A 19,330-nucleotide genomic window follows, 5' to 3' on the forward strand; every position below is an offset into this window, starting at 1 on the left:
TCTACCCGAGGCCGGTCTGCGCGGCATGCCGCAGGCCGGTGGATAGTCGCGTGGAGGTTTGACGGTTTCGGTGCAGCAACCGAACGCCGTAGGCTGGCGTTGAGCGCAGCGGTACCCATCACCACATGCCGCTGACGCGTCAGCGTGGTTGGTCTTCCGGCTTTTTCGTTGCCTCTGGCGCCTCGATATCCCAGTCGCCGATCAGGTGCCAATCCTCGCCGAGCATCTCGGCCGGGTGCATGGTGCGGTCGGCGCCATTGCCGCAGGCCAGCGAGCCTGCCGGACAATACCTGTCGCAGCCCCAGCAAATACGCTCGGGATGTTTGGGCTGTAAGGGAAACTTCTTGGCCATGTTCGCCCCCTGAGGGTTGCTGTGGCGGTCGCGACCAGACTACTCCGGTTGCGGCAAGCAGCGCTTGATCCCACGCAAGAAGCTGAAGCGCCGAGGCGCGGGCCTTTCTACGACTGAAGTAGCGCTCTACCTACCGGCAAGTCGCATGGCGCTCAGCGGTGCGCTGGATAGCATGGCTGCAGAGGGACAAAACTGACGAGGCGTCGCCATGCCATCCTGTTTCAGCCGCTTTGCCTGCTTGCGAGTGCTCTTGCTGGCGTGCGCGCTGCTCAGCCAGCCGCTGGCCGCCGAGGCGTTGCAGGACGAGATCCAGCAGCTGTTCCCGAAAGCCACGCGCATCGAGCCCAAGCAGGAGGCGCCGCCGGTCTACAGCGTCTACCAGCTCGACGAACTGCTCGGCTACGCCTTCGAGTCCAGCGACTACTCCAGCCTGCAGGGCTTCTCCGGCAAACCCATACGGCTGCTCATCGGCATGGATCTGCAGGGCGTGCTGGCCGGGGTGCGGGTGCTCGAACACCACGAGCCGGTGTTTCTCTATGGCCTGGGGGTGCAGCCGCTGCTGGACTTCGTCGAGCAATACCGGCAGCAGCCCATCAGCCGGCCGATCATCGTCGGCGGCCGGCGCGCGGACAGCGCCGATGGCGAATCGGTCACCCAGTTCGACGGCGTCAGCAAGGCCACGGTGTCGGTGGTGATTCTCAATGAAACCGTGCTGCAAGCGGCGCTGAGCGTCGCCCGGCAACTGCTCGAAGGCTTCGCCAGCGACCCGCTGGCCACGCCGAAAAGCGATCTCTACCAGCCCATGGACTGGCAGCGCCTGCTGGACAACGGCTATGTCCAGCACTGGACGCTGGATCGCGAGGAAGTCGAGGCGCAACTGGGGTATCCGCTGAGCGACTACGGCGAACTCGACCTGGCGGATGAACGCGCGCCCTTCAGCGAACTGTATTTCGCCTACCTCAACGCCCCGAGCATGGGCCGCAACCTGCTCGGCGAGGCCGGTTTACACAAGCTCAATGAAGAATTGCAACCCGGCGAGCAGGCGCTGCTGGTGATGTCCAGCGGCCTGTATCGGCATGTCCCGGCCGATTTCACCCCGGCGACGGCGCCCAGCCGCCTGGTGCTGATGCAACACGGCCAGGCCATCGAACTGTACGACATGGACTTCAATAACGGCGAGGTGCTGGAGATGCTCGCCACGCCGCTGGCGAATGTCGACGCGCATATCTTTCGGATCAAGACCCACGCCGCCTTCAACCCGGCGCAACCCGCCGCCCTGCAACTGAACGTCAGCCTGCGGCGCAATCATCTGGTGGAAAGCAGCACGCACTTCACCCGGGAGTTTCAACTCGACGAGCAACTGTTCGATATCCAGGAGGCTGTCGCCGCCGTCAAACCGGTGCCGATCTGGCTGCGCATGTGGCAGGAACGCATGTGGCAGATTGCCCTGCTGGTCGGGGCGCTGATCCTGCTGAGCGGCGTGTTCATCTTCCAGCAGCGCATCAGCGCGCACAGCCGCGGCTTTCACCTGTTGCGCGGCGGTTTTCTGCTGTTCACCCTGGGCTTTATCGGGCTCTACGCCCAGGCCCAGCTATCGGTGGTGAATGTCTTCACCCTGCTGCTGACCCTGCGGGACGACTTCGATATCCGCATCTTCCTGATGGATCCGCTGATCTTCATCCTCTGGAGCTTCACCTTCGTCAGCCTGTTCATCTGGGGCCGTGGCCTGTTCTGCGGCTGGCTCTGCCCCTTTGGCGCCCTGCAGGAAATGCTCGGCTGGGTGGCCAAGGGCCTGCGGATCAAACAATGGAAAGTCTCCGAGCGCAGCCACCTGCGCCTGCAAAAGCTCAAATATGCAATTCTGCTCGGCCTGCTGCTCACGGCTTTCTACTCCCTGAGCCTGGCCGAGCGCCTGGCCGAAGTGGAACCCTTCAAGACCTCGATCACCCTGTTCTTCGTGCGCAGCTGGCCGTTCGTGCTCTACGCCGTGATCCTGCTCGGCCTGGGCCTGTTCGTGCACAAGTTCTATTGCCGTTACCTCTGCCCGCTTGGCGCCGGCCTGGCCATGCTCGGCAAGTTCCACCTGTTCGCCTGGCTCAAGCGCATCGACGCCTGCGGCAAGCCCTGCCAGCACTGCAAGAACCACTGCGAGATCGGCGCCATCGAACGCGATGGCCGCATCGACTACGACGAGTGCATCCAGTGCCTGGAATGCATCGTGATCCTCAACGACGACGACCAGTGCGTGGCCAGCATCAGCGCGCGCAAAAAAGCAGAAAGGGCCAACAGGCAGCCAGGCCGCGACCGGATTATCGCGACCGATTGGTTGCCGGGCTGATGGCGCGGCACGGTCGCTGTGCCGAGTCAGGCATGGAGCGGCGCTGGCCGTGGCAGGGAAGGGCTGCAAGCGACCCAGCAGGTCACGTTCTGGGTTGAAATGAGCTTGCCGCTAAATTGCGCGATTGCGTTATTGCTCGCCATCAGCCATGCGCTTGGTCATACGCTGTCAATAATGAATCGCCGGATTCGAATCATCGATAAAAGAAGACCCCACATCGTGGGGCCTTCTTTCATTGCCGAGCCATTAAATCAAAGCGACTGCAAAGAAATGCTCGCGCTTTGAGAGTTTTGCTGGCTATCGGCATCCATCCATACCCACTGGGTACCGTCACCTTGCAGATTGCTGGAGATACTCTGGATCTGCGTAGCGGTGATGGTGACGGCCCCGGCTTCCTTGGCGGTAGGTCCCATGGCGGTGACTTGGCCGGAGAGCAGGCCGTTCGAGGTTTCATTCACCACGATCACGACGGCCTTGTCCTCGCGGAACTGGCACGAGATGAATTGGGTGATTGCACTGGTGATCGTCAGGTTCATCCACTTCGACGGAGGTACCGCGTAGTAACGGCTGTACTTGTTGAACGGATACTGTTCGCCGTTGTCGTTCAACTTGGAGTTGGACAGGCCCTTGGTGTTGGTCGGCATACTGACACTGCCTAACCAGACTTCCACTTGAGCGATGCCGCTGTTGCTAGGCAGTGAAACCGAGATGGTTTGAGTATCAGTACCCGAGACAAAGCCCAGCGATGCCAGGCCTGCATTGGCCGTGGTGCCGGGAACAGTGATCGTGGCGGGTGGCTGGCTATTGCTCCAAACCACATTCACGGCAGCGTTATTGTCACTTCCCGCAGAGTTGTAGATAAATATCCCATAGAGCTGGCCTGGACGAAGTGTGGTACAGGTCGCTGTATCCCCTGCTTCGAGAGTAATGCGTTGCCCACCGTTCCAGTTAGTTTGAGATGTTGCGATAGCGAAGCTTTCCATTTTAGAAGTCCCTTCTTTTCCTGATTAAGTACGATCCGCGCAGCGAGGTATCTACCTCCGCTTCACGTGGAAGGGAGATTAGCCCCCCGTGCTATTCTCGCCTTTCGATATCTAGATTTATTGGCTATGAATCGGAGAGGTTTTAATGCGGACTGATCTACAGTTGGTTAGGCATACGGATCATTGCCGTTGAGCCGCGCTGAGCGTTTACGGGCGTTTGCAGTGGTCGAGCCGATCTGAAAATACAGGGGTTAGTGGCCTGATCGATTAACCCGTTTATCCATGGATTCAAGTCTGTCCGCAACCTTAGTAGGAGGCCGCGCCCGCTCTCGAAAGTGCTCCCTGCATTTTCTCTACCTCCCCCATCCATGTGGGTGATCTTCGTGGTCGATTGAACGCTTGGCCCCCGTTGCGCGAATTACAGGGCGGTAACGCCCAGCACAGGTCGGAAATACGAATGCAACCGCACTGACGACAGGGCTGGGAAGCGTTACTCACTGCTTGTGGGGAGGGGCCATATAGGAAGATACGATCTACCACATAGACACGGTTGAGTGTTCGTATGCAAGTGTGCAGTTGTTAGGCTTGACTGTATTTCAAGAGTGAACGCTTTTGAATAGTGACTGCTGCTATTGCTAGGAATATTGCTAGTGAATAGGCAAATAGGCCTAGGTTTAGGCCGAGTATGGTTTTCTCACTGCCGTCGGAAAGAATCATGGAGCCGCCGTAGTAATCGCGAAGACAGTAAGAAACAAGAAACCCGCCTGTAACGAACGTTGTCATTAATGCCGCAAGACGAATGTTATTTTTTGACCATGTTAACCAGAGGCTAAAGATGCCAATTGCAGTGTTGGTAGATAATTGCCAGGCCTCATGAAGGCGTGCGTGAGGTTCCCAGGCCGGGTTAAAAACATGGGTGTTGTTTATTTCAAAAAACGGGACAACCACTGCGTAAAAAATTATTCCTATTGTGATAAATATCTTTGGCGTCATTTGCAATTCCTACGATCCATGTGCGGTTTTGGACAGTGTCTAGCACCGTGTGCAACACGTTTGTTAAACGTTATTCAACTCGCTGAAAATGATTTTATTGCCAAACGGATCTGCAATTGGCATATCTCTACCCCAAGGTTGATCCGTAATGCCAGGCCGAGCGTTTTTGTATTTCTTATCATTCAAGTGCTTGTGAAAAAAATCAAGTTCGTCGATCTCTATTCTAAGGGAAGAGCCTGGGCTGCTGTCGCCATGATGCTCGGATACATGGATAACACAATCGTCTTTAGATATTTGCATGTATAAGGGTGCTCCATCTTCGAATCGATGCTCCCAGTCCACCTTGAACTCAAGAAATTCTATATAGAACTCCTTGGCTTTAACTTCGTCAAATGAACGAATTATTGGTATTGGATTTCCAACTTTCATTGCTATGAACTCCGCTTGTGTCTAACGATTAAGCTAAGGGGCTGGCTTGATCAATGGGGCAGTGTCATTGATGATTAGCTTCCCGCTACTCCGCAAATTCCCTGTCCCCACCCCGCCCCAAGGGAACAGCCCGCCGCTCCTTCTTGGCTGCGATTTTGGCTTTTAACCGATCATCGCCCCGACTCCTTGAGAAAGGACAATTATTGCCACGCTGAATCACGTGCTGGGCGCAGCCGGGAAAAGAGAGACGGGGCAAGCGGGCCATGGAGGGTTCTCCTCGGGTCACAGGGAGAAGGCTAGCCCTCTTGGCGCGCAAAAATCAATGACTCTGGCCCCGTTGATCGTTATATGTACGCTTACATTTTATTTGCGAAATAAGCCATTATCTCGGCGGTTGTCATTTCTTTTGTTTCATTTGAAAAGCAGTAATAACTAGGGCGCATGTCGCTAAAGTACTGCATGTCCATCTCCAGTCCTTCCACGTTTGGAAACATGCCTACTGGCATATTATATTCGCCGCTTTCTTTGAATTTATAAAACAAATGAGTCCCGCACTCTGTACAAAACCCACGAGATGCCCAAGATGATGACTCATACATTTTAACTTTATCATTTCCTTCGATTTTAACTTTCGTGCCGCACTTAACCGCAAAGAATGGTGCGCCGCCCCAAGTTCTACATGATTGGCAATGGCACACTGTGAATTTAGGGTTGATTTCCTCTGCTGTAATTTTTACAGCACCACAAAGGCAGTTTGCTTCTGAGTGAGACATTTCGATGACACCTTAATTGATAAATATATAACGTTTGGTTAAGTTGCGGGCTTTGGCCTGTCCCAGTGAGCGAAGCGAACGATTTGAACCGCTTGTTATAAGGCAGTGCATGCCAGCCTGAGGTGCCCAGCGATGAGTCTTTAATTATCTGTTGGTAATAAATATTTCAAAATCTTCCAAGGTGTCAGTGACATTTCCTGCTAATGATGGATGTTTTTCCTGGGTTTCTTTAAGAGCATTGATGGCTTTTTCTAAATCTAATTTTTCGTGCAGCCTAGCGATGTGACTTAGGGCAGTAATTGAAGCGGAAACAATGCTTTCATTGCTGTTTTTTAAGTGTTGAAGGCATATGTCTTGCGCCCACTGCCAATCTGTCTCGTTAAGGCCGATGGAGATTATTGCGGATATTATTAATTCAGGATCATTTGTCGAGAGAAGGTGAATGGCGTGATCGTGACTAATTGTTGGATCTTGATATGACAGGCTCATTTGGATACTCCTAAAATATTCCCTTTGCTGTCTGTTTTTCCGGCTTTGATAAGCACATTTTTCATGTCCTGATGAAGTTTTTCCCAAGGCCGTACATGGCCGTGGTAAACATCTCCGCCTGTCCGGTCAAAGACTACGATTTCGTTTGTTTTAGGATCGATACCGACGCGCCTGGGTGAGGTTGGTTTTACTTGAACAGAATTATCAAGAGTTTCTTGTCCATTTGCTGGCCCCTTGCTTTTAACTGCGTTGTCTGTTTTCCCATGATAAGCCGCCGGTTCAAATGCTAGGCTCATGACCACATACAGCGGCTGTATCCCCGAGTCAGCCGGGAAGACCAAAATGAAGTCTTTGTATTCGGGCGGGTAGATTGGGTTTTCTAGCGCTTTCGCGGCCGTATCCGTTGCTGGGTAAATCCAGATAGGCGGGACTTGTGGCCCCGCTTTCAAGGGCGGGATGCCTTTTGCCGCTGCCGGGTCAACTGTAGGCGTCCAAATTAGGGTGATGCCGTCGCCGAAGTCGGCTACTTGCTCGCTGCCTTGCGCTTTGAATTGAACGACGTTAATCATTTCCCAGCCGGTCTTGGCGGCGGTATGAAAGCCATACGCTTTGATGGTGCCGTCTGCGGCTTGCTCTATGCGAAAGCGCACTCTTGTGCGGGCGCTGTTCATGTTGCGTAGCTGTTCTGCGGTGTAAAGGTCTGAATTGGCCAAAGGGCTTGGCCAGAAGAGCGCAACAAGCCCCACCAGCGTTCCCGCAATTACTCCGCCCGTAACAGCTGCTCCAGTTGCACCGCCTACCGCGCCGGTGCCGCTTACTGCACCTCCGGTACTCCCCGCGACGGCCAGCCCACGAAGGGATAGCGTGGTAAGCCCAGCGACGGATTCGCCGGACAGGCGGCTAAGTGGAAAGTCGCCAGCAGCATTGGCGCTGCTGGCGGCGAGGACTGCGGTTTTGCCGTAAGTGCTAATGAGTTCGGCAGGAGCTGTGCGCGGATAATCGATTTGACCATCAGGCAATGTGCAGGGCTTGGCGAACACGCAGCCCATGACCGGGGAGGGTTTTTCGGATGGCTTGGGTTTTGGTTCATCAAAGACAAGCGGCCGGGGAGGCTGCTTGTCGAAGTCCCCGTTGTAGGGTTGCATGATTGGGGCTGCTTTAGATTGCCCGTTCGGTATGCCAGGCCGGCATACCTGAGGCATTGGCCCCGGCCCTTGGTTATTTCCCATTGTTGAGTCTTCCTTGAAAATTCAGATGGTAACTGCCTGATTCTGACTTATAACATCCGAAATGGCGTCGCGGCATTTCGCTCTCAGCCTGATCCGAACCATTGCCGCCGATAGAATATTCAGGGGCAGGCCGCGATTTCTCGGCGATGTGTTGGCGTAAATCATGGGTTCGATCCCTGTAACCGCTAGGCCATTTCCAGCCATCGGCGGAAAGCCCACTGAAATTTTGTAAGTGCCAAACAGGAAGGAAGATAACTGGCGTCCAGCCTGCGGGGTGCTTCATTGCATGGCCAGAACCTACCCGAAGGTTCTGCGCCGCCACAAGTGCTTTTGTCGCGGATTGCCATTCCCCATGGGGCTTGCCCATCGCTCTGTGCCGGGCTAGAGTGCGCCGGTCACGGTCAATCCCGTGGCCGGGTGTAGCAACCTGACTGTCTGGGGCGCGGTAGCGCCATAGCTGAATAGCCGGCGCTTTTTTTGTGTCTGGCTATCGCATTTCTATGGTGGGCCGTGCGGGGCAGGCTTCGGCCTGGCCGGTTCCCTCGGACGCCGGTTTGCTACCCCCGTACGGTCCGCCACCCAAACCGTGTAGCAACGGCGGTGACGGCTCCTTAATCAGTTCGAGGAGCATAAGGAAAATGCGCTACCCACCTTTTACCCAAGGGCTCCACCTTGGGCTTTGCTGTTTGTCATCCGCCTCCGTTCTGGAGGTGCGTCATGACTAAATCCAACCCTGCAGTTATTCCCTTCCCGAAGCGCGTCAAGCCGCTCGATTGCGGCACTGCCACTGCCTGTCATTTTCAGGCGGCGGCCGAGTTGCGGGTGGCGATGCTGCACAAGCTGTTCAACATTCTCGCTCGCTCGGGAGTGGCTGCACCCGCCGCAACTGAGTTGCACGAGCTCTGCCAGAACGCCCGCGAGCTGCTCAACGATGTGGTGGTGCTGTACCGCAGTTCGTTGGCACAGGGGAGGGCTGGCGATGACTAAGCCCTGTATCAGCTACCTGCCCAGCCATGACGGCCAGAGCGGCGCGGCGATCGAGTGGCCGTGGGATTGCCAGCAGGCCTTCGACAAGGGTGTGATCTGCGCCCAGGCCTGGTTGAGCAACGACGACACCGGCTGGCTGTGGGCCAACCTGATCATCGAGCGCGACGTGCTGCCCGGCGGACTGCAGCGACGGGTCTTCGAGGTCGGTTTCCTCAGTCGGGTGCATCAGCGTTTGTGCTCGCCGTTCGGTGGTAGTCATCAGGCCAGGAAAACCTGCTTGAGCCTTTGAACCCAGGGCGCGACTCGCCGCAGGCAGTACGCCAACCCCCGACCAGGTTGCGCAAGTTGTTGCGCAGCCTGGTTCTTTTGCGAGTCAGGCCATGACACCGTGCGATTGCATTGCGGCCAAGAACCAAGGCTGGCAAGCCCAAGCCGCCGGCTAACTGCAGTCCGGGGCAGGCAAGGGCGAGTGTTGTTGCCGCCATTTTCTCGGCGGCATGCCGCTCCAGCGCTTGAATGCGCGGGAAAAGGCGGTTTCATCGGCATAGCCCAGGCCTAGCGCCAAATCGGTAATCGATTGGTTGGACAGGCGCAGCTGCTGTTGTGCCTCGGCATAGCGTGCCTGTTCCAGGATGCTGCGAAACGTTTCCCCGCTGAGCTGCAAATGCTGCTGCAGGCTGCGTGGATGCAGGCCTAGCAGGCGGGCCACCACGGGCAGGGTGACTTCCCCGGTGGACAAGATGGACTGCAGCACCACACGAATCTGACTGACCCTGTCCGCCGGCGCTGGTCGATCATGGGCGTACTGGTTAATCAAGTGCGACTTCAGTTGGGCGCGCTGCTCCCGGGGTTTTAGCTCCAGGGCATCGGCGGCCAGGACAAAAGTGCTGCTGGCCTGCTCGAACAGTAATGGGCAGGCAAACACCCGTTGGTACACCGCCGGCTCGCTGAGGCAGGCATGGCCAACCAGCAACTGTTGCGGTTGCCAGTCGGCCTTGAACAGGCGCTGCATGGAGTGCTGCACGACGCCCAGGCCCAACTCGATCAGCTGGCGGCGGTCGACGGGGTCATCCAGTTGCAGCTGATACTCCACGCGCAATTGCTCGCTGTGCTCGGTTACCCGCAAGGTGATGCCCTGGGCATGCAGGTGCACGTACTGCTGGGTCAGCTTGAGCACTTCGGCAAAGCTGTCGGCCTGCGCCAGCAATAAGCCAAAGGGGCCGAGCACCAGGTATTCGTGATAGGCGCTTAACTGCAGGCCAAAGTTCGGCGCGGAGCCTTCGCTGGCGGCCAGGTTGAGCGCTTGAGCGAAGCGCCCATAGGGCACATACAGATCGTGACGGCGCAGCACCAGCGGATCGAGCCCGCAACGGCGCAGCAGGTCGTGGGGGTTGAGGCCGTGTTGCCGGCACAGGCTGTCGAAACCGATGAAAACGGCGCTGCGGGCGATCTGGGTCATGGGGGCCACCAGGTACTTTGAGCTGAGAACACTGCAGCCCGCCACTCGCAATATGTCAAGTTTCGGTTCGTTAAATGTCAGGAATTATGGTCTCGGTTTTCATAGTCTGTCCCCATGCGTTTAAGTCTGTGGGAGCCCTTCATGCACGCGCGCCGTCATTGCTGCGAAACCTTGGTTATCGGTGCGGGTCTTGCCGGCATCGCGACGGCGCTGGAGTTGCTCGACCGTGGCGCCAGCGTCTTGCTCCTGGATGCCGCGCCGCGCGAGCAGCTCGGTGGCCAGGCCAACGATGCCTTCGGCGGCATGCTGTTGTGCGACACCCCCGAGCAGCGCCGTAACGGCGTCCGCGATTCGCCACAGCTGATGTTCGACGACTGGCTGCGCGCGGCCTGCTTTGCCAGCGAAGACCAGTGGGGGCGGCGCTGGGCGCAAGCCTATGCCGAGCACAACCGCGCCGACATCTATGACTGGCTGCGTCGGCATGGCATTGGTTTCTTCTCTGCGGTGCAGTGGGTCGAGCGCGGCAATCATGGCGACGGCAATTCGCTGCCGCGTTACCACGTCGCCTGGGGCTGTGGCCTGGGGATTGTGCAGGCGCTGGCCAAGCGCTTGTTGAACCATCCGCGGCAGGCGCAGTTGCAACTGCTGTTCGAGCACCGGGTGCTGGGCCTTGAGCAACGCAATGGCGCGGTTGTCGGCTGCCACGGGCGCAGTGCCGATGGCGCGTTCGAGGTACAAGCCGAGCATGTCGTGCTCTGCAGTGGCGGTATCAATGGCGATTTGCACAAGGTTCGCCAGCACTGGGATCCCCTCTACGGCCCCTGTCCGGAGAACCTGCTCAACGGCACCGATCCGCGTGCCGATGGCGCCCTGCATCGACAGGTTCAGAGCGTCGGGGGGCAGGTCGTCCGGCTCGGGCAGATGTGGAACTATGCCGCGGGCATTGCCCATCCGCAGCCCCAGTATCCACAACATGGTCTGAGCCTGATTCCGCCGCGCTCGGCCTTGTGGCTGGAGGCCAGCGGCCGCCGCGCAGGCCCGGCGCCCATGGTGTCGGGGTTCGACACCCATGACCTGTGCAAACGCATGGGCCATCTTCCCGGCCAATATGCCTGGCAACTGCTCAACTGGCGCATTGCGATCAAGGAAATGGCCATTTCCGGTGCGGCCTACAATCCGCTGTTTCGCGACCGCAAGTTGCTGCGCCTGCTCTGGCAGACCCTCACCGGCAATCGGCAGCTGGTGCGCTGGATGATCGATCAGTGCCCGGATGTTCTCGCCGCCAAGGATCTGCCCAGCCTGGCGGCGCAGATGAGCGGCTTGGCTGGCGATGGCCGCCTGAACCCCTCGCTGCTGGCCGAGGCCGTGCAGCAATACGACGCTCAAGTGCGCCGAGGCCCGGCGCTGCACAACGACGAACAACTGTGGCGCATCCAGCAGTTGCGCCAATGGCGCAGTGACCGCCTGCGTACCTGCCGCTTCCAGGCCATCCTTGAGGCCAAGGCTGGCCCTTTGCTTGCGATCCGCACCCGCCTGATCAGCCGCAAGAGCATGGGCGGCATGCTTACCGATCTGCACAGCCGTGTGCTCGACGCCCAGGGCCAGCCCGTGGCCGGCCTGTATGCGGCCGGCGAGGCGGCAGGCTTCGGCGGCGGCGGCAGCAGCGGCATACGCTCGCTGGAAGGCACCTTCTTGTCCAACTGCATCTTCAACGGCCGGCGCGCCGCCTGGGCCATCAGCGGCAATGCGCCGAAACCTGTTTAAAGGAAGCCAGTCATGAAAAAATCCGGAGCCGCGCTGGCTCGCTTTGCCCTCGAACAACTGGGTGTCACCCATACCTTCGGCATCCCCGGCGTGCACAACACCGAGCTGTACGACGAGCTCAATGCCGCGCCCGGTATCCAGCCGGTTCTGGTCACCCACGAGTGCGGTGCCGCGTTCATGGCCGATGCCTTCAGCCGTACCGGCAGCAGCATCGGCACCCTGGTCATAGTGCCCGCCGCAGGCGTCACCCATGCCGCCAGTGGCATTGGTGAAGCCGGGCTGGACGGGATTCCCATGCTGGTGATCTCGGGCGGCATCCACAGCGCCAATGGCCGGCGCTATCAATTGCACGATATCGACCAGCACAGCCTGCTCAAACCCATCACCAAGGCCAGCTTTCGCATCGAGAGCCATGCCGAGGTGATTCCCACGCTGTACCAGGCCTACCACATTGCCACCAGTGGCGAACCCGGCCCGGTGTTCGTCGAGTTGCCGTACAACATCGGCAACTTTCTCGGCGAGGTGGACGAGTTGCCACTTTTCGTCAAAACCCCGGTCAGCGCAAAGCTCGATCGCCAAGCCATATGCCAGGCGGCCCAACTGCTGGTCGAGGCCCGCCAGCCGGGGCTGTTCCTCGGCTGGGGCGCGCTGGGTGCGCAGGCCGAGTTGATGGCCCTCGCTGAGCTGCTGGCGGCGCCGGTGTGCACCACGCTGCAAGGCCTCAGCGCTTTTCCGGCCAAGCATCCGCTGCACACCGGCATGGGCTTTGGCGCCTATGCGGTGCCGGCGGCAAACAACGCCTTTGCCCACTGCGACTGCCTGCTGGCCGTGGGCACGCGCTTCTCTGAAATCCCGACCGGCAGCTACAGCATGCCGGTGCCGGCAACCTTGATTCATCTGGATATCAATCCGGCGGTGTTCAATGCCAACTATCCGGCGACCCTGGCCATTGAGGGCGATGCCGCCGTGCTGCTGCCCGCCCTGCTCGAAGAGGTGCGAGCCTTGCGCAGCCTGCCGCCGAGCAGCGACCTGCCGGCCCGGATCGGCGCCCACAAGGCGGCCTACCGCGAGCAGTGGTTGCGCCATGACAGTGGCAACCGCGTCAACCCCGCGCATTTCTGCCAGCAGTTGCGCGAGCAGTTGGCCGATGACGCTTTCGTCGTGGCCGATGACGGCAACCATACCTTCCTGCTCGCCGAGTTGCTGCCGATCCAGCGGCCGCGCGGTTTTATTTCGCCAAGCGACTTCAATGCCATGGGTTACTGCATTCCGGCGGTCATCGGTGTCAAGCTGGCCAATCCCCATAGCCAGGTCGTCGGCGTGGTGGGCGATGGCGCGTTGCGCATGACCGGCCTCGAACTGCTCACCGCCAGCGCCCAGGGCCTTGGCGTGCCGGTGTTCGTGTTCAACGACGGCGAGCTGTCACAGATCGCCCAGGCCCAGGAGATCCCCTACAACCGCAAGACCTGCACCCTGTTGCCGGCGCTGAATATCGCCGCCCTGGCCGAGGCCACCGGGGCACAGTTCGTCTCCATCGAAAACAATGCGCAATGCGCCAGCGGAATTGCCCAGGCCCTGGCCCTGGCCAGCCAGGGGCGTCCGGTGCTGGTCGATGTGCGTATCGATTACAGCAAGCGCACCCGCTTCACCGAGGGCGTGGTCAAGGCCACCCTGCAGCGCTTCACCCCGCGCGACAAGTTACGCGTGATCAGCAGGGCGCTGTGGCGCCGGGTGACCGGTTGAGCTGCCGGTGAGCCTGTTTGCGCGGGCATTTGCCGCCAGTTGCTGCGACTACCGCCGGCTGGCTCGGCGGCGCCTGCCGCAGTTTCTCTTCGACTACATCGATGGCGGCGCCAATGCGGAGCAAACCCTGGCGGCCAATAGCGCCGACTTCCGCCAGCTGCAGCTGCGCCAGCGCGTCTTGCGCGATGTCAGCCAGTGCGACACCGCCGGTGAGCTGATCGGCCAGCCGGCCAGCTTACCGCTGGCCCTTGCCCCGCTGGGCATGGCCGGGCTCTTTGCTCGGCGCGGCGAAGCCCGGGCGGCGAGCGCGGCAGCCCGTTGCGGCGTGCCGTTCAGCTTGTCCAGTGTGGGTATTTGCAGCCTGACCGAAGTACACGCCGCCAGCGCCCAGCCGTGCTGGTTCCAGCTGTACATGCTGCGCGATCGCAATATCGTGCAGGACGTGCTGCGCAACGCCTGGGCACAAGGCTGCCGCACCCTGTTGTTTACGGTCGATCTGGCGGTGGCCGGTATTCGTCGACGCGATCAGCGCAACGGCATGCATGACCCGGGTTGGCGTGGCCGCTGCTACAAGACCTGGCAGTTGCTTCAGCGCCCCGCGTGGTTGATGGATGTAGGGCTGCTGGGGCGACCGCACCACTTCGCCAACCTGAGCCAGTGCCTGGCCAACCCTGCGGATATCAATGGCTTCAAGGCCTGGCTCGATGCCCAGTTCGACCCGAGTGTGACCTGGGCGGATATTCGCTGGTTGCGCCAACAATGGCCGGGCAAGCTGCTGCTCAAAGGCATTCTCGAAGTGGATGATGCCTTGCTCGCGCTGGACTGTGGCGCCGACGGCATGGTGCTGTCCAATCACGGCGGCCGACAGCTCGATGGTGTCAGCTCCAGTGTCGCGCAATTGCCAAGCGTGGTTCAGGCACTGGGTGGACGCCTGCCGGTTCTCCTCGATGGCGGCGTGCGCAGTGGCGTCGATGTGTTCAAGGCTCTGGCACTCGGCGCCCAGGGGGTGCTGATCGGCCGGCCTTGGGCCTGGGCGCTGGCGGCCGGCGGCCAGCCCGCGGTTGAACAGCTGCTGCATGGCTTCAAACAGGAACTGGCGGTGACCATGGCGCTCTGTGGGGTTAACCGCATCGAGCAGATCGACCGGCAAATGCTGCGCCAGACGCCCCTCGGCCCTGTGTCGGGCTAAAGCGGCTCAGGTTCGCGAGGTCTGGCGAGGTGCGTGCTGGCGACCAGCAGGTGGACGCGTTGAGCCGCCTGCTTGGTTCTTGATCGGTGCAGGGTTCGGCAACAGAGGGCGGATTGTTTGGCCATTTCCGGCTGGCGGCAGGCGGCAGGCGACTTCTGTTCGGTTGCTCGCTCGGATTTTGCGCCCGGTAGTTGTCGATCCATACGGACGTTAGCGGCAGACAGCGTACAACCAAAAGCCTGCCAGATATGTCTGCGAAACTAGGGGCGCTTCAATAGCCATTCAAGCCGTGACTGGGGCGGCCACTTGTCGGTCGGACTAGGCGGTGGGCGGCGTAGGCCTCCAGTCGTCACCGGGCATGATCCTGCACATGTACAGGTCGAACATCGGCACTGTAAAGGCAGTGTCGCCGTGGGTCGGACTCCAGATCATGCCTTTGCCAATTAAGGCGCTGCGGATTGGCCCAAGAGACTGGCTTGTTCGGCCCAGGCTCGCAGCGATGTCACCCGAGCGATGGGGGCCTTCGCCAAGCGAGGCCATGGCGCGCAGGTAGGTTTTTTCCGCCAGGGTCATTCGGTCGAATCGTACCCGGAAAAAGCTCTCGTCCAATGCGGCGATAGCGTGCGCCGATGCGTTCTGTACATCTGCCAGCGTGATGTGATCATTCTGCGCGGCATCCCAGGCGCTGCTGCCCCACTCTTGAATGAAGTAAGGGTAGCCGAGCGTAACTTGAACGACCATATCTGCCGCTTCCGGGTCTACAGTCACACCTTCGTCCTCTGCTGGCTTTACAAAGGCCAGACGCGCCTGGGGTGGCTCCAGTGGGCCGACCTCTGGATAGTCGAAGAGTCGTTCCGCGTAGGACTTCGCATTCCCGGCCCGGCCTCGGAGTTGAGGTAGGCCAGCGCCGACGAGGGTAACTGGCAAGGCCAGTTGCGAAACGCGGTGTAGCGCTGTGATCAACGCGGCAAGCTGTTCTTCTGCGACGTATTGCAGTTCGTCCACGAAGATTACCAGGGCGCTGCCAGCAGCTTTTGCCACTTCACCGAGCTGTGTCAGCAGGGCAGTAAGATCGCCTTCCAGATCGCCATTGTCCGCCAGACCAGGCTCGGGCTCGTAGTCAATACCGACCTCAATGTCTCCAAACTTCACCTTCAAGGCGTTGGCAAAACCGGCCAGGGCGCGCAGGCCGGTGATGGCTGCGTCCTTGGCTGCTTCAATGCGGCTCAACCGTAACAAGGCGAGGCGTAGCTGTGGAGCGAGTATCGCTGGCAGGGAACGAGATTCAGGCGCCTCAACGTAAACGGTGTGAATGTTGGTCGCTTCAGCATCTCGCAGCATCTGGTTCAGCAGCACGGTTTTACCGACGCCGCGCAATCCGACCATGATTAGGCTCTTGGCGGGCCGGCCAATGCGAATTCGCTCAATCGAGACGCGCACCCGTTCGCGCAGTGCGTCGCGGCCTGCAAGCTCGGGTGGGCGAGTGCCGGCGCCAGGGGAGTAGGGATTGCGGACGGCGTCCATATTGTACCCAAATTAGTTAAGTTATCTAAAAGCGATAATATGCCGATAAATCACTACACTCAAGTGTGCCCGGAAGGCCGACCTCTTTATCGCCGCCAGCGAGGTAGCCCGGATAAGATCTGCTGGAAAACGCTCTGCGGTTTTCCAGCCTACGTGCACTTGGGCGCTGCGTAGGGTGAACAAGGTTTACTTGTTCACCAGCTTCTGCGACCGGCCGCTTGCCAGTCCCCGCTGAAAAACACTTATCATTCAGGCATATACCTCATGCCCTGGGTGGGAATCGTCGAATGTTGTCTGCCGTCGAGCGCTATAGGTTGCTCCTCTCCGGGGCTTTGGCGCGTTACTTTCCGCGCACCACCGCCTACCTGCGCGCCGAGCGCGAGGCGGGGTTGGTGCAGCAAAAAACTCGGGCTCGGGCTAAGAAAGCCAGCGTTGCGGCAGGTAAAAGCCAGGCGGGTACTGGGAAAAAGCCGGCCAGGCCCCGAGCCAAACCGGGCCAGCCGGCGAGCGCCGCCATCTACGGGCCGGCGTTGCTGGCGGTCGAGACGGCGCAGGTCGAGGCCATGCGCGAGCGCGTCGGCCAGGCGGTGGCGGCGGGGGTGGTCAGTGCGCCTTCGGACGAGCAATGGGCGATGATCCTCGCTCGCCACCCGCTCACGCGGATCTTCGCCGGGGCGGGGTCGGGCAAGTCCACCACCCTGGTGCTGCGGGTGGTGTTCATGCTCTGTCATCTGGGCATCGAACCGGGTCGGCTGACGGTGATTTCCTTCACTAACGCCTCCTGCGCCGAGCTGCGCGAGCAAATGCTCAAGGTGCTGCGCTTCTGGCAGTACCCCTTCGACGCCGCCCAGGCCCGCCAGTGCGTGCGCACTTTCCATTCGGCCATGGGCGTGCTGGCCAAACAGGCGTTGAACAACCCGCGCTGGTTCGAGCAGCTGGATGACCCGCCCGGCGCGCCCCGCGAGTTGGATAACCCGCTGACCGGCGCGCGCCTGCGTCCGGCCCAGCAGCGCCTGCTCAAGCAGGCGTATCAGAGTTGCTACGCCCAGGAGCCGGTTTTTCGTGAACACGTGCACAGCCTGCTGGGCTTGCCGGCGCCGGCGGCGGGCACTGGCGAGGGTAAGCGGCCCCGGGTGGTCAAGGCGCCGCTGGATGGCTTCAAGCTGGCGGGGGAGTTCGCCGCGTTGCCGCTGTTCGAGGCCTTCTATGTGCAGGCCGGTTTTATCCAGAGCATCGGCATCCGTCCTGCGCGGATCGACCCTGCGGCGTTGCTCTGTTCGCCCCGCGAGCGCCGCTTTATCGAGGCCCTGGTGCTGTTCTGGGCGGCGTTCGAGGGCTGTCTGCGCGAGCAGGGCCTGATGACTTTCGACGGCGCCTTTCAAGCCCTCGGCGACAGTCTGGGAGCAGCGCCGGGAATCCCGACCGAGGCGCTGGCGCCGTTCAATCACCTGCTGATCGATGAGTTCCAGGACATCTCGCCGCAGATCGTGCAGTGGCTGCAGGCCGTCCATCGCGCTCTGGCGCGTCAGGGCACGGCGGTCAGTCTGATGGCCATCGGCGACGACTGGCAGTCGATATACGGCTGGCGCGGCAGCTCTCCGGAGCTGTTCATGGATTTCGACCGGCACTTTCCGGGCAAGGGTAAGGCGAAGAGCAGCGCGCTGCTGATGCTGGCCACCAACTACCGCTCCATCGAGCCGGTAATCCGCGACGGCGAGGCGCTGCTCGCGGGCGTGGCCTGCAAGCAAGCCAAAACCAGCAAGGCGTTCAAGGCCATGCAGCCGGGCGATCACGGGGTCAAGCTGGTGCAGGGTTTCGATAGCAAGGCGCGCCTGGCGGAGCTGCTGGAGACCATCGAGGCCCAGTGCGCGCACGTCGCCAGCCGCAAGATGGCCGACCGCACGGCGGTGCTGCTGTTGAGCCGGCGCAACGAGCCCTTGCAGGCGATTCGGGCCCGGCTGGACAAGAAACTGCCGGTCAAGGCCTGCACCATCCACAGCGCCAAGGGTTTGCAGGCCGAAGTGGCGATCATCCTCGACGATGGTGCTCCGGCCGAACCGCACCCGCTGCGCAATGCGCTCTATGCCTACTCGGGATTCTTCCGCAACAGCTATGACCAGGCGATGGCGGATGAAAGCCTGCGCCTGGCCTATGTGGCGATCACCCGGGGCGTGAGCCGGGTGCTCTGGTTTGCCAAGAGGACCCAGGGCGCGACCCAGGTGCTGGCGGGGCGCGCCGGACGGCGCGGCGGCGGGGGCTGACTGGGGGCAGAGGTTGCGAACATATTGCAGGCGCCCAACGCGTAGAGCCTATGTTTATGTGCAAGGCTCCGACCCCGGAGCGAGTTTTTAACCTGTGCTCGCCAGGCGATAGTTGGGCAGCCCTGCGGGCTGCATTCGCCGCGGGGGCGCGCCTCCTACAAGTTGCGCGGCATTAGCCTGGATGCAATCCCGGAGCGGTTTTTCAGGGCCAGACTTTCCCGGATTGCATTGGGCTACAGAAAATGCCCTCACTTGGCTTGAGTGGGCAGCGTTGCCGCAGCGGCTGAACGCGTTTTCATCCGTGCTCAGAGTTTGTAGCCGATCTGGCGCAGCAGTTCCTTGCGCGCGAGGATGTCGTCGTCGGTTTCCAGGTCATGCGCGCAGCAACCGTCGACTACGCCGAGCACGGCACGGCCCTGCGGCGTCTCGGCGAGCACCACTTCGGTCGGATTGGCGGTGGCGCAGAAGATCCGGCAGACCTCGGCCACCTGCTTGACGCTGTTCAGCACGTTCAGTGGGTAGAAGCCCGCGCCGAGGAAGATGATGAAGCAATGGCCGGCGCCAATGGCCTGGGCATTGCGCTGGGCCAGTTCGATCATCGCGGCATCGGTGCCCGACCAACGCACCAGGCAAGGGCCGGAGGCCTCGCAGAAGGCCAGGCCGAACTCGATCCCGGGCACGGCCGCGACCAGGGCTTCGTGGATGTCCTCGACGGATTTGATAAAGTGGCTCTGGCCGAAGATGAAGTTGCTTTCTTGCGGCTTGTCGATGTTCACCGTGATCAGTTGCATGGCAGCTATCTCCTTGGCCGAGCAGG

18 protein-coding genes are annotated in these 19,330 nt (G+C 60.3%); 7 read left to right on the forward strand and 11 right to left on the reverse strand.

Annotation, left to right across the window (positions count from 1 at the left end):
* Positions 1 to 139: 139 nt before the first annotated feature.
* Positions 140 to 352: a DUF3079 domain-containing protein gene (locus P8H27_RS04290; RefSeq protein ID WP_289635411.1), complete on the reverse strand. Its 213-nt coding sequence runs from the start codon at positions 350 to 352 to the stop codon at positions 140 to 142.
* Between the two features lie 208 nt (positions 353 to 560).
* Here P8H27_RS04290 and P8H27_RS04295 point away from each other — a divergent pair, with 208 nt between their 5' ends.
* Complete coding sequence (locus tag P8H27_RS04295) at positions 561 to 2,690, forward strand: NosR/NirI family protein (protein WP_289635412.1); 2,130 nt, start codon at positions 561 to 563, stop codon at positions 2,688 to 2,690.
* A 251-nt stretch (positions 2,691 to 2,941) separates the two neighbouring features.
* On the opposite strand, the gene P8H27_RS04300 is transcribed toward P8H27_RS04295, so the two are convergent.
* The 7 genes from P8H27_RS04300 to P8H27_RS04330 all read right to left on the reverse strand — a co-directional run bounded on the left by P8H27_RS04300 (position 2,942) and on the right by P8H27_RS04330 (position 7,953).
* A complete protein-coding gene (locus tag P8H27_RS04300) occupies positions 2,942 to 3,673 on the reverse strand; it encodes a hypothetical protein (protein WP_289635413.1) in 732 nt (243 codons plus the stop codon).
* 579 nt (positions 3,674 to 4,252) lie between these two features.
* On the reverse strand, positions 4,253 to 4,666 hold the full coding sequence (locus P8H27_RS04305; RefSeq protein WP_289635414.1) for a hypothetical protein: 414 nt from the start codon (positions 4,664 to 4,666) through the stop codon (positions 4,253 to 4,255).
* 63 nt (positions 4,667 to 4,729) lie between these two features.
* Entirely contained in the window at positions 4,730 to 5,095 is a 366-nt protein-coding gene (locus tag P8H27_RS04310; protein ID WP_289635415.1) for a glyoxalase superfamily protein, read from the reverse strand.
* Positions 5,096 to 5,451: 356 nt separating this feature from the next.
* Positions 5,452 to 5,868 (reverse strand): GFA family protein, encoded by a 417-nt coding sequence (locus P8H27_RS04315; RefSeq protein ID WP_289635416.1) that lies wholly within the window; start codon positions 5,866 to 5,868, stop codon positions 5,452 to 5,454.
* 144 nt (positions 5,869 to 6,012) lie between these two features.
* Positions 6,013 to 6,357, reverse strand: a complete 345-nt coding sequence (locus P8H27_RS04320; protein ID WP_289635417.1) for a hypothetical protein — start codon at positions 6,355 to 6,357, stop codon at positions 6,013 to 6,015.
* Positions 6,354 to 7,502, reverse strand: a complete 1,149-nt coding sequence (locus tag P8H27_RS04325; protein ID WP_289635418.1) for an S-type pyocin domain-containing protein — start codon at positions 7,500 to 7,502, stop codon at positions 6,354 to 6,356. The genes P8H27_RS04320 and P8H27_RS04325 overlap by 4 nt, the downstream gene beginning before the upstream one ends.
* 73 nt (positions 7,503 to 7,575) lie before the next feature.
* Positions 7,576 to 7,953, reverse strand: coding sequence for a hypothetical protein (locus tag P8H27_RS04330; protein ID WP_289635419.1), 378 nt, complete (start codon positions 7,951 to 7,953; stop codon positions 7,576 to 7,578).
* Between the two features lie 350 nt (positions 7,954 to 8,303).
* Between P8H27_RS04330 and P8H27_RS04335 the strand changes: the two genes are divergently transcribed.
* Both P8H27_RS04335 and P8H27_RS04340 read left to right on the forward strand, forming a co-directional pair.
* The gene (locus tag P8H27_RS04335) at positions 8,304 to 8,573 is read left to right on the forward strand and encodes a hypothetical protein (protein ID WP_289635420.1); all 270 of its coding nucleotides are present in this window, start codon (positions 8,304 to 8,306) and stop codon (positions 8,571 to 8,573) included.
* Entirely contained in the window at positions 8,566 to 8,862 is a 297-nt protein-coding gene (locus P8H27_RS04340; protein ID WP_289635421.1) for a LasR-specific antiactivator QslA, read from the forward strand. The genes P8H27_RS04335 and P8H27_RS04340 overlap by 8 nt, the downstream gene beginning before the upstream one ends.
* Positions 8,863 to 9,012: 150 nt before the next feature.
* Here the strand turns inward: P8H27_RS04340 and P8H27_RS04345 are convergent, their stop codons facing one another.
* A complete protein-coding gene (locus P8H27_RS04345) occupies positions 9,013 to 10,032 on the reverse strand; it encodes an AraC family transcriptional regulator (protein ID WP_289635422.1) in 1,020 nt (339 codons plus the stop codon).
* A 141-nt stretch (positions 10,033 to 10,173) separates the two neighbouring features.
* On the opposite strand from P8H27_RS04345, the gene P8H27_RS04350 reads away from it, so the two are divergent.
* The 3 genes from P8H27_RS04350 to P8H27_RS04360 are packed head-to-tail and all read left to right on the forward strand — an operon-like array spanning position 10,174 to position 14,728.
* On the forward strand, positions 10,174 to 11,796 hold the full coding sequence (locus P8H27_RS04350; RefSeq protein WP_289635423.1) for an FAD-dependent oxidoreductase: 1,623 nt from the start codon (positions 10,174 to 10,176) through the stop codon (positions 11,794 to 11,796).
* A gap of 12 nt (positions 11,797 to 11,808) precedes the next feature.
* Positions 11,809 to 13,539 carry a thiamine pyrophosphate-binding protein gene (locus tag P8H27_RS04355; RefSeq protein WP_289635424.1) on the forward strand — a complete coding sequence of 577 codons (1,731 nt, stop codon included), beginning with the start codon at positions 11,809 to 11,811 and terminating at the stop codon, positions 13,537 to 13,539.
* A 7-nt stretch (positions 13,540 to 13,546) separates the two neighbouring features.
* On the forward strand, positions 13,547 to 14,728 hold the full coding sequence (locus tag P8H27_RS04360; protein WP_289635425.1) for an L-lactate dehydrogenase: 1,182 nt from the start codon (positions 13,547 to 13,549) through the stop codon (positions 14,726 to 14,728).
* A gap of 318 nt (positions 14,729 to 15,046) precedes the next feature.
* Here the strand turns inward: P8H27_RS04360 and P8H27_RS04365 are convergent, their stop codons facing one another.
* Complete coding sequence (locus P8H27_RS04365) at positions 15,047 to 16,252, reverse strand: ATP-binding protein (protein ID WP_289635426.1); 1,206 nt, start codon at positions 16,250 to 16,252, stop codon at positions 15,047 to 15,049.
* A gap of 287 nt (positions 16,253 to 16,539) precedes the next feature.
* Between P8H27_RS04365 and P8H27_RS04370 the strand changes: the two genes are divergently transcribed.
* Positions 16,540 to 18,513, forward strand: a complete 1,974-nt coding sequence (locus tag P8H27_RS04370) for a DEAD/DEAH box helicase (RefSeq protein ID WP_289635427.1) — start codon at positions 16,540 to 16,542, stop codon at positions 18,511 to 18,513.
* A 305-nt stretch (positions 18,514 to 18,818) separates the two neighbouring features.
* Here the strand turns inward: P8H27_RS04370 and P8H27_RS04375 are convergent, their stop codons facing one another.
* Positions 18,819 to 19,304 (reverse strand): adenosine-specific kinase, encoded by a 486-nt coding sequence (locus tag P8H27_RS04375; protein ID WP_289635428.1) that lies wholly within the window; start codon positions 19,302 to 19,304, stop codon positions 18,819 to 18,821.
* Positions 19,305 to 19,330: the final 26 nt, after the last annotated feature.

Source organism: Pseudomonas sp. sp1636 (assembly GCF_030376615.1).
In the GTDB taxonomy this organism is placed as follows: domain Bacteria; phylum Pseudomonadota; class Gammaproteobacteria; order Pseudomonadales; family Pseudomonadaceae; genus Aquipseudomonas.